The organism is Argonema antarcticum A004/B2 (genome assembly GCF_023333585.1).
GTDB lineage: Bacteria > Cyanobacteriota > Cyanobacteriia > Cyanobacteriales > Aerosakkonemataceae > Argonema > Argonema antarcticum.
On sequence record NZ_JAIQZN010000028.1, the window covers coordinates 25,478 to 41,636 of the forward strand.

9 protein-coding genes are annotated in these 16,159 nt (G+C 44.2%); 8 read left to right on the plus strand and 1 reads right to left on the minus strand.

Annotated elements, in window-relative coordinates; all coding sequences use genetic code 11:
• Positions 1-62 precede the first annotated feature (62 nt).
• Positions 63-437 carry a DUF1823 family protein gene (locus LAY57_RS14225; RefSeq protein ID WP_249067438.1) on the minus strand — a complete coding sequence of 125 codons (375 nt, stop codon included), beginning with the start codon at positions 435-437 and terminating at the stop codon, positions 63-65.
• Between the two features lie 230 nt (positions 438-667).
• Between LAY57_RS14225 and rbsK the strand changes: the two genes are divergently transcribed.
• The 8 genes from rbsK to LAY57_RS14265 all read left to right on the plus strand — a co-directional run bounded on the left by rbsK (position 668) and on the right by LAY57_RS14265 (position 16,150).
• Positions 668-1,606, plus strand: a complete 939-nt coding sequence (gene rbsK / locus LAY57_RS14230; RefSeq protein WP_338022413.1) for a ribokinase — start codon at positions 668-670, stop codon at positions 1,604-1,606.
• Between the two features lie 114 nt (positions 1,607-1,720).
• Entirely contained in the window at positions 1,721-2,728 is a 1,008-nt protein-coding gene (locus LAY57_RS14235) for an ADP-ribosylglycohydrolase family protein (RefSeq protein ID WP_249067439.1), read from the plus strand.
• 57 nt (positions 2,729-2,785) lie between these two features.
• Positions 2,786-7,273 (plus strand): alpha-2-macroglobulin family protein, encoded by a 4,488-nt coding sequence (locus LAY57_RS14240; protein WP_249067440.1) that lies wholly within the window; start codon positions 2,786-2,788, stop codon positions 7,271-7,273.
• A 575-nt stretch (positions 7,274-7,848) separates the two neighbouring features.
• Entirely contained in the window at positions 7,849-10,347 is a 2,499-nt protein-coding gene (locus tag LAY57_RS14245) for an ATP-binding protein (RefSeq protein WP_249067441.1), read from the plus strand.
• A 40-nt stretch (positions 10,348-10,387) separates the two neighbouring features.
• Positions 10,388-10,954, plus strand: a complete 567-nt coding sequence (locus LAY57_RS14250) for a COP23 domain-containing protein (protein WP_249067442.1) — start codon at positions 10,388-10,390, stop codon at positions 10,952-10,954.
• A gap of 5 nt (positions 10,955-10,959) precedes the next feature.
• Entirely contained in the window at positions 10,960-12,480 is a 1,521-nt protein-coding gene (locus tag LAY57_RS14255) for a WD40 repeat domain-containing protein (RefSeq protein ID WP_249067443.1), read from the plus strand.
• Positions 12,477-14,132, plus strand: a complete 1,656-nt coding sequence (locus LAY57_RS14260) for a WD40 domain-containing protein (RefSeq protein WP_249067444.1) — start codon at positions 12,477-12,479, stop codon at positions 14,130-14,132. The genes LAY57_RS14255 and LAY57_RS14260 overlap by 4 nt, the downstream gene beginning before the upstream one ends.
• Positions 14,129-16,150 carry a trypsin-like peptidase domain-containing protein gene (locus LAY57_RS14265; protein WP_249067445.1) on the plus strand — a complete coding sequence of 674 codons (2,022 nt, stop codon included), beginning with the start codon at positions 14,129-14,131 and terminating at the stop codon, positions 16,148-16,150. Before LAY57_RS14260 ends, LAY57_RS14265 begins: the two co-directional genes overlap by 4 nt.
• The last annotated feature ends 9 nt before the right edge of the window (positions 16,151-16,159 follow it).

The window sequence follows — 16,159 nt, forward strand, 5'->3', positions numbered from 1 at the left end:
TCAAATAAACCGGGTTTCTGGGGTATACTTCATTCGACTGCAAAGCCGCTTTATGTTTCTTTCTAACTTGTTGAAGCAGCATCTTGCAGATAACCTAACAGCCAATTAGCTGCCGTTGCCCGCCGAGTCTGCCTTGGCCCAAATTCACCTACTTTATAACCTTTAAAACCCAACTTTTCCTTCAACAATTGTTTATTTTCAGCAGGAATAGAACGAGTTAGCTTCACCGTTGGCGGACGACTTTCGATAAAATTAGGCGGTTCTGGATACTCATCCCGCCATTGATCTGCAACGCCAGCGGTATCCCATTTTCCAGTTGCTTCGTCGTAGCGATAACCCAAGCAGTGCCAAACCAGTTGATTCACGGTGGGATCATCAATAGTGTCGTTGAGAATAGCCCAAATCGTTTCGGTATTCAGCGGCGGTAGGTTAGACATGGCAAAAATCTGGAAAAACAAAATAATAGTAATTTTTTAACATATACTAAACTACGTTGAAGTACGATCGTAAACCAGGCCCGATCGCAACCATCCCCATCAAACGGTAAAGATTACTACAAACAGCCACCTAACGAGGCTAAAGAAGAACACTACAACAAATATAATGACGACTATACGCCTTTTAAGAATTTCAGCCGCAAAGATGTGGATACGTGGTTAGATTAAAAGTGAAAAAGATTACCGTCTTTGGCAGTATTAATATGGATTTGGTGGCGCGATCGCCTCGTTTGCCCGTTCCTGGGGAAACTGTGCTGGGTCGCGATTTTTTTACCGCGCCTGGTGGGAAAGGCGCAAATCAGGCGGTAGCAGCGGCGCGTTTGGGTATTCCTACCCAGTTAGTTGGGCGCGTTGGTAATGATAACTTTGGCCGATCGGCCCTCACAAATCTTCAAACATTTGGGGTGCAGACAGACCGTATTTTAGTAGATGAAACGGCTCATACTGGCGTCGCAATTATTGCCGTAGACGACACGGGGCAAAATCATATTATCGTTGTTCCCGGCGCTAACGGGCGCGTGAATGAGACAGATGTAGAAAATTTGATTAATCTTTTGGATAACGCTGCTGTATTGCTGCTTCAGTTCGAGATTCCTTTAACGGCGGTACTCTCAGCTGCCAAAGCCGCTCAAAATGCCGGTGTCAGGGTAATTCTCGACCCAGCACCGGCTCAAGTAGATGTCCCGGATGAGCTTTATCCACTTGTTGATATTATCACGCCGAATGAAATTGAGGCTGGGCAATTGGTTGGTTTTCCGGTAAATAATTTTGAAACGGCAGCGAAAGCGGCGTCTGTGTTGCGCCAAAAGGGTGTGGGAACTGCGATCGTCAAATTGGGCGCACAAGGTGTTTGCTGTGCGACGGCAGAGTCAACATTTTTTGTGCCAGCTTTTCCAGTGCAGGCGGTTGATACAGTGGGAGCTGGGGATGCCTTCAACGGTGGTTTGGCAGCAGCCCTTGCTGAGGGGCAGACGCTTCATGAGGCGGTGGTTTGGGGCGCTGCTGCTGGCGCTATTTCTACAACAAAATCTGGTGCGATGTCTTCGATGTGCGATCGCGCCACGTTCGACACATTTCTTATTAAAGAATGGCGGACTGGGGAATTTTAGATTTTCATTAGTCATTAATAAAAAACTTTACACTATTGACTAATGACCAACGACTAATGACCAATAGCAATTCTTCAATCTAAAATCTAAAATCTAAAATTTAAAGGGGGGATTGTGGAGTCAAAGCGTTATGCCTCTGGATGCTTATTTGGCCTGGGTTTGGGCGATGCCCTTGGTGCTAAGACCGAGTTTTTGAGCGTTGAAGAAATTCTCCGCCGCTTCCCACCCGACGGGCCGCAGGAACCAACAGGAGATCCCGCACTTGTCACCGATGACACGCAGATGGCTTTATCTGTCGGAGAGGCGCTGGTTGAAGCGGGTAGAAGATACAGCGCCGCCAGCCTGGAACCTACACTGCGGCGTGCTTTCGTCGCTTGGTGGCTTAGCCCTGACAACAACCGCGCCCCCGGTAGAACCTGCTTGAGTGCCTGTGCGAACTTGGCAGCCGGTCGCCCTTGGTATCAGGCGACTGTAGCCGAATCCAAGGGTTGCGGTGCGAATATGCGTGTCGCGCCTGTGGGTCTGCTGCCACTGGAGAGAGATAGTTCGATTCGGGGTGCGATCGCACAATTCCAAGCAGCATTAACCCACGGTCATCCTACCGCCCTTGCAGCTTCAGATTTGACTGCTTATGCGATCGCCGATCTAGCCGCCGATGGGACTCCAGAAGAACTCCCCCTGCGACTCCGCGCCTACGCTTTATCTCAGCGCACAGTCTACCACAGCGACTGGCTAGGCCCACTCTGGAAACGTCCTGACACCGACACACCAGAGGAATTCATCAGCCGTGGTTGGGATGAATGTCTGTCGGTACTCGATCGTCTCGATGCTGCATTGGCGGAACCGAAGCGCGATCGCGACCCCTGCGAAGCTACGGGTGAGGGATGGGTCGCAGAGGAAGCTTTTGCGACTGGTTTGTTGTGTTTTCTGTTATTTCCTGAAGAACCACTTGCGGCGTTGCGTCGTGCGGCAGTTACTTCAGGGGATTCAGATTCGATCGCCTGTTTGACTGGTGCTTTTGCAGGTGCTTATCTGGGGATGGCGGCGTGGCCAAAAGACTGGACGAGTCGGATCGAGTATCGCGACAGGTTGGCCGCGCTGGGCGAACTGTGGGATGAGTAGCCGATCGAAACCCCAGCAGCTATGCTGGGTTTAATAATAAAAAACTAGGTAAAAAATATGAAATTTGAAATTTGGGGATTGGAAAATCTACCTCAAGATAGAGGATCTTACTATCGCGTTTGGGTAGAGCAAAAAGGCACCATTAATATAGAAGATTCCTTCAAATTGAAAGAACGCTGGGTAGTCAACGATACCCGCGAATTACTTTATATTCCCGAAGAATTACCCACTTTTCTCAGATTTTGGACAGAAGAAAACGGCATTTTAGAACAATGTTTGATTCACTTACATAAACCACAGTTAGAGACAAAAGCATTAATTTGGTTGCCAACTGCCAAAGTGCGACCCGGTGCTGATATTCAGGGATTTGTCCTACATCGCGATTTATCAGAAAATGGCACAATTCAACTATCGCAAAAACCGATAAGTTTAACGCTTGTTGACCCCAGCGGTTTGGAAAGAAGAGCAATTGAAGTAAAAGCGGGATGTTTGCTATCGCTATTTCGCCTAGAAATATCAGAACACGACCCTACCGGAGAATGGAAACTTGTCCTCAAACAGGAAGAACTTCAAATTGAGGAAGCAACTGTAGAAGTAATTCGTTTCGAGAAACCGGAAATCGAAATTCAACATGACTTACCCGGTTGGTTTTTGGTAGGTTCCCAAATTTCGCAATCTGCAAAAGTTCGTTATTTCTTTGGGGAACCAGTAGAACAAGTCAAACGCGGACAGTTCCTATTGCACCGAGTTATGCAAAACGGGGACAAAGTTCTTGCTAAAGAGATTGTACTCGATCATCTGCAACTGCCTGCTGGTGCTTATCAGCTTAACTTGGAATCTGGCGAAACGGGGAACTATGAATGGGAATTAGAAATAGAAGACCCCCAATCTCGCACAGGCACTTGTCAGGGCAGTTATAGTGTTGTCGCTCAACCTTTTGATATTTCCATCAATACTATATCGGCTTTTAATCCTCCCAAACCAGACATCCCGGTCACGATCGAATTTAAAATCGCCGACCCACTTGGCACACCAATCCAGTCAATTCCGATTCAGTTTTCCATCCAAGGAGATGATGAATGTTGGGAATATTTGGAACAGCCTAATTTAGTTACTGCTGCTAATGGCAAAGTTGTCATCAAAGTGAAGTTCAAAGATGTTGATGACCCGATGACATTTAAGCTGAAAGCATCAGCGACAATTGAAGGTATCGCGCAACAAATAGAAGAAAGTATCCGGGTGATGCCTTGGATGTCTCAAGATATTTGGTTGGATGCTTCTTTCGACAAGTCGGAATACCAACCGGGTGAAATTGTTACCGCAGATATCCGAGTTAAAGGACGACCTGAAATTATTGAAAAAATGACAGTAGGTTCGGCAGAAGTAATTGGTGATGTGGTAGTGCGATCGCTCGATTTCAGATTAACAGATGGAGCCGGACAAGTTACATTTAAACTGCCAAAACAAGTAACTTCGCCACTAAATCTCAAAGTCAGTATATTAAAAGATTTCCCTGAATTTCAAAAACGGGATATTCCATTGCCAGTAAGAGTGTCACAAAATAGCGATAATTCACCACTTTGGAAAGCTACCACGGAAGGACTAAAGGAAGTTCCCACAGGGGAAGCAATTCAAGTAAAAGTTAATTTCCCCCAACCGCTGACTGAGGATGCCAAACTTGTCGCCTGGTTAATCGATCGTCGAATTCCGCGATCGACAAAAGATGATGTTTTAGCTACTCGCTTTACCAGGGAAGCAGCTACCAGAGATTTAAAACGTTTTTCCTCTATCAATATTCAGGAATGGTCGAGAATCCAGCAAGAAGCAAGGGTATGTGAAGTAAATTTAGCCGGAGTTTCATGGCATAGTTTTGCGTATGTTGACCAGAATTATCAAGGTAGACTGATTTTAGTTCGTTTAACCGAAGAAAGTTGGTTCAAAAAGTTATTTGGTTCATCAAGTGAAAATTGGATCGAAGAAAAAAAACAATTCATCCGCACATTGCTGTGTAGCGCCTACCAGGTTAAAGATGTATCCCAGGTGCTGCAAAGTTTCGGATTGATCGAAGAATTTCAAATCTACCGCGTAGAGTTATATGCAAGAGGTTTTAATCTTGAATTCCAATGGGCAAAACCTTCAAAATCACCCACAAACATTAGCGATAATGAATTAAGGTCGAAAGCGTTCTATCAGTTAATTCAGATAGCGCAAACCAGAGGTTCTGTAAGGAGAATAGCCAATAATTTTAACCAAGATGACACACCTGAATTTATGCAGGTTCGTAGGGGGGGGCCAATGGCGCGAATGATGCCGATGTCAGCACCTGCGGGAGGATTTATGCCGCCAGAAGAAATGGGGGGAATGCCACCAGACTTATCTGATATAGAACTTGCTTGTTCGTTTGGTGCAAAGAAGAATGATGAGTGTGAAATTGAATCTGTTCAGATGCCTTCCCTGGTGGTGAGAGAAGACTTTATTGAAGTTGAATGTATCGGCCCGATCGATATCAAAAGCGGTGCAAGTTCGGCAACAATTAACTTTAAAGGTAGCGATGCTATCACCGAATACGATATCGTCATTTTTATTATTGGCGAGTCGAACTTCGGCACAGCAACTCATCGCGTAACTGTCCGAAATCCCCTATTTACTACGATCAAAAATCCCCCGGAAATGATTTGGGGAGATAAAAGTACGATTAGAACAATCGTTCAAAATTTATCCGATCGAGAATTTACCGACGTTACCCTCAAACTGCAAACGGAAAAAATTCGCGCTTCCTTAACAGAACAGGCAATTACATTATTGCCACCCAAACAAAGCGTATTGGTAAATTGGGGAATTGAAGCAATAGAAGTAGGCAATGCCAACGTTTTATTATCTTTAGAAACGAAGAATTTCCGCGAAATTTCCCAACTAGATACACCGCTGCGAGTGCAACCACCTGGAGAACCAGAAATTGACCGATTTACTGCACCTTTATCACCCGCCAAACCTGTAGAATGGGAATTTGAATTAGCGGGAGATGAAATATTTACTTTAGGGATTCTCTCGCTGATGCCAAACGTACAAGCTGCTGTAATTGAAGGCGTGGAATCTCTAGCGGGATATCCTTATGGATGTTGCGAACAAACTTATGCTTCCACTTTGCCGAATTACATTCTTTACAGATATTTGGAACGGCATAATAAACTAACACCTGCATTTGCCAAAAAGCTAACAGAAAATTTGCAAGCAGGACGCGATCGCTACCTGACCATCTTCCGCAATCCTAACACAGGTGGCTTCGGTTTGTGGAGTGGCGAAAACACTTCCATCTTCCATACTTCCTTAGCATTCAGCTTGTTAGCATTAATCGGTCAAATCGTGGATGTCAACCAAGAAGTATTGGATAAAGCTGTTTCTTACCTGCAAAATTATCGCCAACCATCTGGCAGTTGGGAACCGCAACGCAGCTTAGAAACACCTTTCCCTTCGACGCTTTCCGAAGCGGGTAACACATCCTTTATCTTTCACGGTGCTAGCTTAGCAAAAATATCTTTACCGGAAACTTTAAAATGGCTAAAACAAAACTTGTCGAGTTATCAAGATGATGAAACTTGCCTATCTTTAGTATTAGATGGTTTAACGCGAGTTGAGGCATACCAAGAAACAGAAAAGCAATTCATGGCACAACTCAAGGATATTTTGTTGAACGCACAACAGCAAAATGGTACTTGGATTGGTAAAAGCAGTCTGACTGGCCCGATCGAAACTACAGCATACTGCATGATGGCATTAGGTCACGCTTTTTCAGCCGATATGAACGTGCGAAAATCAATTAAAAAAGGATTAGATTATTTATTAGCAAATCGCCGTTCTACAGGTTGGTATTCGACTCGCGATACTCTCTATGCTTCTTGGGCAATTGGAGAAGTCGGTCACTTAGCTTGGACAGAATCTGATGTTGAGGGAAAAGTCAGCATTTCTCTCAACAATCAACCTATTAAAGCTTTTGATTTTTCCAAAGCTGAAGGTATAGAACAAATCGATTTACTTTATCAAGCACGACGAATCTATTTGGATAAATTCCAGAATGGTAAGAATAAAATATCTTTCAATTCTTCAGGAGGTTTTAACGCTCACGTTTTGATTGAACTGCATACTTATCGACAATCTGTAAGTACAAACAAGGTACAGAGTATAGGCAATCTGGATATCCAATGGAGTCAGCAGCAATTTGCGATCGGCGAATATACAGATTTGAGTTTGCAATTCACACCCAATCAAAGTCTGGAAGCGCTGATGATTGAAATTCCGATTCCTGCTGGAGTAACCTTCAATCAACAGTCAGATTTGATGGAAGTACCGCAGCAATTTGACCATCTGGAGGTTAACCAAAATAAAGTGGCTTTATTTGCCTCCAATCTCAACGAACAGATTCAGGTAAAAGCACGTTTCCACGGCGAATTACCGGGAGAAGTACAGGTGAATCCCATCCGCGTTTACCAAATGTACAAACCGGATTTGATAACGCTAAGCAGTAGCAGTAATTTGGTTGTTAAATAGTAGTCTGTAGAGTGCGTCAGACAGCTATAATTTTAAGGTTCTGACACACCCTACTTAATCTAGGCATTTAAGCAAAAACAAACCTCTGCGTACCTTTGCGGAGACCTTTGCGTCCTTTGCGTTAAAAAATAATCCGATCGCACCTTTGCAAAAACTCACATCTTCGGCCAACATGAGTAAGACATGAAACTCGAATCTTTACTCAAACTCGATCGGGCCATTCGCGTTATCGGTTTCGACGATTGGTAAAATTACAATTTTTGATATGTCAAGGGATATTTCTAATTTATTAAAAAATATTACATAAACTTAAAAAAACTGGAAATAAATTAGTTTTTATGGGCATCTTATAATCAGCTACTTCTATTGATAAGATCTGTAAGGTTTATCCTTGGGAGTAAAAGCAGGGTCACTACTATCGACGCATCTCATCAACCTATTAAAACCGAATGGCGCTTTTGTGTAGCGTGCGGGAGGCATTAGCTGCTATGATATATGACTCTCAGGGAGAGACTGGTATCGGGGCTAAGTCTTCGGAAAGGATTTAACCAGTTCTAGAAAGGAAAGTCAAGAACATGAGTAGAAACGAAATTATAACAGCTGAAGAAACGGATTTAACTAACTGTGAAAGAGAAGCGATTCACCTGCCTGGTTCCATTCAGCCTCATGGTGTACTTTTGGTATTGAGGGAGCCTCATTTGACAATTTTACAAGTGAGCAACAATACGTTTGAATTTTTCGGTATTCCTGTGGAAAAATTAATTAGAAAGAATTTGGGGGAATTGCTCGATAATTCTCAATTGGAGCATCTGAAGCAATGTTTATTGACTAATGAAGATCTGGAAACCATAAATCCGGTTAAATTATCGATCAAAACGGCTGGGGCCGATCGCTTCTTTGATGGTATCGTCCATAGAATTGATGGTGTCTTAATCCTGGAGTTAGAACCAGCTATCCATCAAGAAAATAATCTATTTTTAAGCTTTTATCATCATATAAGAGGGGCTGTATCTAAGCTTCAAGATACATCCAATTTAGAGGAGTTATGTCAAGCGATCGCGCAGGAAATCCGAAAAATTACTGATTTTGACAGAGTTATGGTATATAAATTTAACTCGGAAGGACATGGCTCTGTAATTGCCGAAGATAAACGAGAATATTTAGCTGCTTTTTTAGGGCTAAATTACCCGGCGACAGATATTCCTCAATCCTCCAGAAAATTATATTGTTTAAATTGGCTGAGGTTAATTGCCGATGTGAATTACCAACCCGTTGAAATTATACCAGCTAATAATCCTGTTATCAATAACTCGCTCAATCTAAGTTTTTCTGTCTTAAGAAGCGTATCACCCCTTCATATAGAATACCTGCAAAATATGGGTGTTACCGCTTGTATGTCTATATCTTTAATTAAAGACCGGAAACTTTGGGGAGTTGTTGCTTGCCATCACTATTCACCCAAGTATGTTTCTTATGAAGTGCGGACAGCTTGCAAATTCCTGGGACAAGTCATGTCTGTAGAACTGGAAGCAAAAGAAAATAATCAAGATTATGATTATAAGCTGCAATTAAAATCGATTATTGCTAAGTTTATTGAATATATGTCTAAAGAAAAAAACTTTGGTGATGGCTTGGTTAAGTATTACCCAAACTTACTAGATTTGGTCAGCGCTGAAGGAGCCGCAGTCTGTATTGACGGAGATTACAAAATTATCGGCAAAACGCCTTCGGAGGTAGAGATTAAAGGGTTAATTAAATGGATAGATAATAGGTTTAAACAGGATGTATTTTATACCGATTATTTGGCGAAAATTTATCCAGAAGCAGAAGATTTTAAAGATGTAGGAAGTGGGTTAATAGGAATTTCAATTTCTCAAACGAGGAGTAATTATGTTTTGTGGTTTCGGCCAGAAGTGATTCAAACAGTGAATTGGGCAGGTAATCCCAATGAACCGGCTCAAATAAAGGAAAGAATGCTGGATGGGATTTTACGTTTGTCTCCTCGCAAATCGTTTGAATTGTGGAAAGAAATTGTTAGTTTAAAGTCTTTGCCTTGGAAACAGTGCGAAATTGATGCTGCATACGAACTAAGAAACGCTATTATCAGTATTGTGTTGCGTCAAGCGGATGAGATTGCTAAATTAAATGCAGCTTTGCAAGAATCGGAAGCGCGAGAAAGAGAAAAAGCGTCTCAGTTAGAAGTAGCTCTTTTAGAACTGCAACACACCCAAACTCAACTGGTGCAGAACGAAAAAATGTCTAGTTTGGGACAAATGGTAGCTGGTGTTGCTCATGAGATCAATAATCCCATCAACTTTATCTATGGAAATCTGGTTTATGCAGATGACTATACCAGAGACTTGCTTGACTTACTAAACTTATATCGCCAGAATTTTCCGTCACCGGGAGATGAGATTACCGAAATAACAGAGGAAATAGACTTAGAATTTATGATTGAAGACTTGCCCAAGCTGTTGGGTTCGATGAAAGTGGGGGCCGATCGCATTCGGGAGATTGTTCAGGCACTGCGAACCTTCTCGCGCATTGATGAAAGCGAAATGAAGGCGGTAGACATTCACGAAGGGATAGATAGCACGCTGTTAATTTTAGGCAATCGGTTCAAAGCAAGCTCCAATCGTCGCGCTATTCAGGTGATCGAAGAGTATGGCAAACTACCTAAAGTAGAGTGTTACGCGGGTCAGCTAAATCAGGTATTTATGAATATACTGGCAAATGCGATCGATGCTTTTGATGAGTCGGGAATTCGGAATGGGCAGTCCCAAGTCTTAACGCGCCTGCATCCTACTATCCGAATTCGCACTTACCTTGCAGATAAAAACCGCGTGGTTATTAGCATTGCAGATAACGGCCCCGGTATCTCAGAGAAAGTGCAGCGTCGGTTGTTTGACCCGTTTTTTACCACCAAATCTGCCCGCAAAGGTACTGGGATTGGGCTGGCGATTAGCCATTCCGTTGTGGTGGAGAAACACGGCGGTAACTTGACTTGTGTCTCAGCGCCGGGACAGGGTGCAGAATTTATTGTTGAGCTTCCCATCAAACCAAGGCTAAGCTAGAGACAGTACAGGTCTTTTTCGCTTGAGTAACAGAATAACTATGAAAAAGCGCTCCGAAGCTCAGATATACTCGGCGTTAGCGATCGCACTCTTGAGTGCATCTACCATAACTCCTCCCAGCCGTGCCCAAAGCAGCACCACCAACTTCTTTTGCGGCACCAGCAACGGCGTCCCGGCGACCATTGCCCGCACGCCACAAGGAGAAGTGCCGATGATTCTCTGGAATTCGCCAAATCTCGTCAGTTCAGGCGATACCCCTCAAAAAAGTTGTGAGGAAGTATCTAGCAGACTCCAGACTTACTACAACAACGGCACGCTAAAATATTTCACTACTGGATTTAGGAACGGTCAAACAGTTGTGTGCGTTGCCCAGGAAGAGAATGGGTCTTGCAGCGGCGAACCGTTATTCGCCCTCAATTCTAATGGCAGCACTCCCAGAGACAGTCTGCAAAGGATATTTCGCATCCGCGTTGCTTCTGCGGCCCCTATCAGCGAATCCACCCTGCCTGTCTACATCAGTCTAGATAAATTTTTAAACGGTCAGTATACGCCTATGGGAAGCGCTTCCAACCGTTCTAAACCTGAAAGTTCCGATCGGCGGCAGTGATGGCTATGACTCGGCTCAGCTGCGGTGCAATGATTTTATCTGCTGTGTTGCAGTTGAGCTGTAACCAGAATTACCGCTATGCCCGTGGTAATTCTGAGATCTCTGGTCAACCACTCACCCGCCTGGGAATCAATTCCCAGGCTGATAGCGAAAGTCCACTAAAGTGGACTGAATATCTTTCTACAGTCCACGGACGCCTGGGGTTAAAACCCCAGGCTGATAGCGAAAGTCCACTAAAGTGGACTGAATATCTTTCTACAGTCCACGAACGCCTGGGGTTAAAACCCCAGGCTGATAGCGAAAGTCCACTAAAGTGGACTGAATATCTTTCTACAGTCCACTTCAGTGGACTTTCGCTATTAGCCTGGGAATTGATTCCCAGGCGGGCTTTGTACGGGGAATTGATTCCCAGGCGGGCTTTGTACGGGGAATTGATTCCCAGGCGGGCTTTGTACGGGGAATTGATTTCCAGGCGGGCAAAGCCAATCGGATCATTAATTCCCACCCAGGCAAAGCCAACAGCATCATTAATTCCCACCCAGGCAAAGCCAACAGCATCATTAATTCCCACCCAGGCTTTGCCCAAAGTCATAGCCTCCTCCACTTCCACCAAAACTCTCAGGCATTCGCGCTATCCTGTCAATGCCGTCGCCTTCATCCCGCGCCGCAACATCCTTGCCAGTGGTGGATATGATGACATCAGCAGAGACGGTCGGGAAGGCACCATCAAGCTGTGGAACCTAGACAACGGCCAACTGCTACGCACTCTCAAAGGACATACAGACGAGGTGCGTGCGATCGCAATCAGTCCCGATGGCAAAATATTAGCTTCCGGCAGCCATGACAAAACCATCAAGCTGTGGAACCCCAATAACGGCCAACTGCTACGCACCCTCACCGGACATTCCGACTGGGTATCCTCCGTCGCCATCAGTCACGATGGAAAAACCTTAGCCAGTGCCAGTTTTGACAACACCATCAAAATTTGGGATCTGCACAGCGGAAAACTGCTGCATACCCTTACCGCACATTCCGCCCCAGTGCATTCCGTTGCTTTTAGTCCCGACGGTACAACCTTAGCCAGCGCTAGCAATGACAAAACCGTTAAACTGTGGAACCTACGCACCGGACAATTGCAAAATACCCTCACCGAACATACCAACTTCGTGTTGTGCGTTGCCATCAGTCCAGATGGTAAAACCTTGGTAAGTGCTGGTTATGACAAAACTATTAAATTATGGAACTTACGCACCGGCAAACTGCAAAATACTCTCAAAGGCCATTCCGACCTGGTGCCCGACATCGCCATTAGTGCCGATGGCAAAATTTTAGCCAGCGTCGAGGGCAGTTGGGACAACACTGTTAAATTATGGGATTTGCGTACTGGCGAATTTTTGGGCGACTTGCAAGCACACAAAAGCAATGTGATTATCAAAGGTGAAACTGTTGCTTTTAGTCCTGAAGGTAACGCAGTCGCCAGCGGTAATAATGACGGAATAATCGAAATTTGGCAGGTGGATCGATGAAATTTTCATCTGGATTATCGGCGGCGTTAATTGGTGCGGCAATTGTAATAGTGCAACCTCAAGTTGTAGTGCCGCAACAACAAACATTAGATGATAAAGCCATTGGCGAAATGGCTAAAGATGTTACAGTTCTGATTAACGGCCAAAATCCTGGTTCGGGCGTAATTATTTCCAAGCAAGGCAACAATTACTACGCCCTCACTGCCAAGCACGTTGTGGCAACCCAAGATCAATATGAAATCGTCACTTCTGATGCCAAGACACATCCCTTGAACTATAGTACCGTCAAAAAATTGCCTGGGATTGACTTAGCCCTAGTCCAGTTCACCAGCGACCAAAACTATCGCGTTGCCGAATTAGGCGATTCCGACCAAATAACTGAAGGCGCTACAGTTTATATTGCCGGTTGGCCCCGTCCCGGACGTGCGATCGCGCAAGCCATTTACCAAATGACCAAAGGTAGCATTTCCGGTCGTCCACTGCAAGCATTAGAAGACGGCTATGGCTTAGTTTATACCAACATCACTCGTGCAGGCATGAGTGGTGGCCCTGTATTGGACGGACAAGGGCGCTTGGTTGGCATTCACGGAAGGGCAGAAGGAGAACCTGTTTTTAATCCAGAAACTGGAGCGACAGTTGATGTTAAATCAGGATTTAATTTGGCAATTCCTATTAGCACATTTCTGAAAGCAGCGCCACAATCAGGAATTAACTTATCTTACTTAGGAGACAACTTTTCTCCAGAGAAAGTCCTCTCCGGGCATACAAAATCGGTTCAGAGTGTCGCTATCAGCCCAGATGGTCAAACATTAGCAAGTGGCAGTTCCGACAACACTATTAAAATTTGGAACACAACTACTGGCAAAGAGTTACGTACTCTCAGCGGACATTCCAAACCCATTTGGAAACTTGCGATCGGCCCAGACGGTCAGACTCTCGCGAGTAGCAGTAATGACGCAACCATTAAGATATGGAATCTAAGCACCGGACAACTGCTGCAAAGCATCAATAATGGGGAATCAACATCTAACTCAACCGTTAGTTCTGTCGCCTTCAGTCCAGATAGCCAAACTTTCGCTAGTGGCGGTTACGCGCCTCAAAGAAATATCATCAAGATTTGGAATAAAAGCACTGGCAAAGAGTTGCGGACTCTCACCGGACATCTGGATTTTGTTAATTCTGTTGCCTTTAGTGCGGATGGTAAGATTCTCGCCAGCGGCAGTTCTGATAAAACTATCAAAATTTGGAATCCGAACACGGGAGAATTGCTGCGTACTTTCACCGGACATTCAAATGGAATTATCAGCATCGCCATCAGTCGTTTTGGACAAATTGTCGCCAGCGGTAGTGCTGACAATACTATCAAAATTTGGAACGCAAATACAGGAGAATTATTGCGTACCTTAGAAGGACATTCTGCGATAGTGAGGTCTATTGCGATTGACCCTTACGCACATATCCTCGCTAGTGGTAGCGATGATGGTACAATCAAAATTTGGAGTCTGCATACGGGTCAACTGGTGCGTACCCTGGAAGCGCGTAATTCTCAAAGGCAACTCGTGTCAGTAAATTCTTTAGCTTTCAGCGGTGATGGGCAAATACTTATTAGTAATGCTGATGTGGGTATAAGGATTTGGCAGGTGAAGCGATGAAATTTTACAGTGGATTATCGGCAGCAATAATTGGTACGGCAATTGTGGTAATGCAACCGCAATTTGTAGTGCCGCAAGCATTAGACGAACAAGCGATCGCATCTCTCGGCAAAGAAATAACTGTTGTTATTAACGGTCAAAATCCCGGCAGTGGGGTAATTATTGGCAAGAAAGATAATACTTATTATGTGCTAACTGCTAAGCACGTTGTTGCTACGCAAGATGAGTATGAAATTTTGACTCCTGACGGTACAAAACACGCCCTCAACTATGGCACGGTGAAAAAACTGTCTGGGGTAGATTTGGCATTGGTGCAATTTACCAGTAGCCAAAATTACCGAGTTGCCGAAATAGCCGATTCGGATACAACTACGGAAGGTGCAACCGTTTATACTTCTGGTTGGCCTCATCCCGGACGCGCCATCACGGAACGCATTTATCAGATGACGGCAGGGCGGATTTCGGGCCGATCGCGCAAACCTTTAGAAGATGGCTATGCGTTGATTTATACCAATATCACTCGTTCTGGAATGAGTGGTGGCCCGGTTTTGGATGCCCAAGGGCGGGTTGTTGGCATTCACGGACGGGCGGAAGGAGTGCCGATCGTCGATCCCGAAAATGGCCAAACAATTGATATAAAATCCGGGTTTAATTTGGCAATTCCGATTAAAAGTTTTTTGGAAGTTTCAGCTATAACAGATACTCCCCCCAACTCTAGTTTAGCTCCTCTTCTATTAGCTTGGGGAGAAAAAATACACAAAGAAAACCAAATTAAAATAGCCGCAGATTACTATCAAAAAGCGCTTTTACAGGATGCAAAGTTAGGATCTGCTTCTTTCTTTTTAGGGTTAGCTAAATACGAACTAGGAGATGTGCAAGGAGCAATTAGTTCCTGGCAAACAGTCGATCGGAACGCAAATTATGGTAAATATGTATATCGCATCCAGTTAATGCAATTAGCGCTAGCGGTAGCAACCTATGGAAAGGGCGATCGGCAAGGTTGTTTGGAAATAATGAATAAGCTCGATAAACCCCATCAATATTTAATCGAAGTTGAGAATTTGAAAAAAGAACTTTGGGGCGATCGCTTGCTGGCAGATACAAAAAAAATGATGCCCGAATTATTCCCTAGCAAAACAATTGAAACTTCCTCTAAAGTATATGCAGTTGCTATTACTACCGACGGTCAAACTTTGGCAACTGCCCATCCTGACAAAACGATCAAATTGTGGAATGTCAGCACAGGCGAATTGAAAACTACCCTCACAGGACTTTCTGCCACTCTTTCTGCCTTAACCATCAGTCCAGATGGTCAGATATTAGCGGGTGGAAGTAGTGATTCTAGCATCAAATTGTGGAACCTTCGCACAGGAGAATTGAAAAGCACTCTTACTGGACATTCAGCTGGCATTGTTTCTATTGTTTTCAGTCCAGATAGTCAGACTTTAGCAAGTGCTGGTGACACTACGGTGAAGCTGTGGGATGTTGGCAAGGGTCAACTCCAAACTACTTTCACAGGTGATAAAACACCAGTCAATTCGATCGCGTTTAGCCCAGATGGTCAAACTTTAGCTAGCGTCAATGGACGCGGAAATATCAACCTGTGGAACGTGAAAACAAGACAAATTAACAGTACCATAAATAGTCGATCGGGCCGACGATCGATCCCTATGTTTTTATTTGTCGGTTTTAGCGCAGATGGTCAAACTCTAGCTAGAAGGACAGGCGACAATATTGAATTTTTAAATATTAGGACGCAACAGGTTATAACCACCATAGAAAACAATAGCCCTAACTATTTTGCATCGTTATTAACGAATGGCAAGACTATGATCACTCAAAATTTTGATAACACCTTCAAATTCTGGGATGTCACCACCGGAAAATTGCAGCGCATCCTCTATGGAAACAGTTACGCAGATAATCGCCAGAAGATGATTGCCATCAGTTCGGATGGTAAAACTTTAGCTAGTGCATATGACAAGAAAATTTGGATTTGGCATTGGCCCGATCGCTAATTTTTCTGG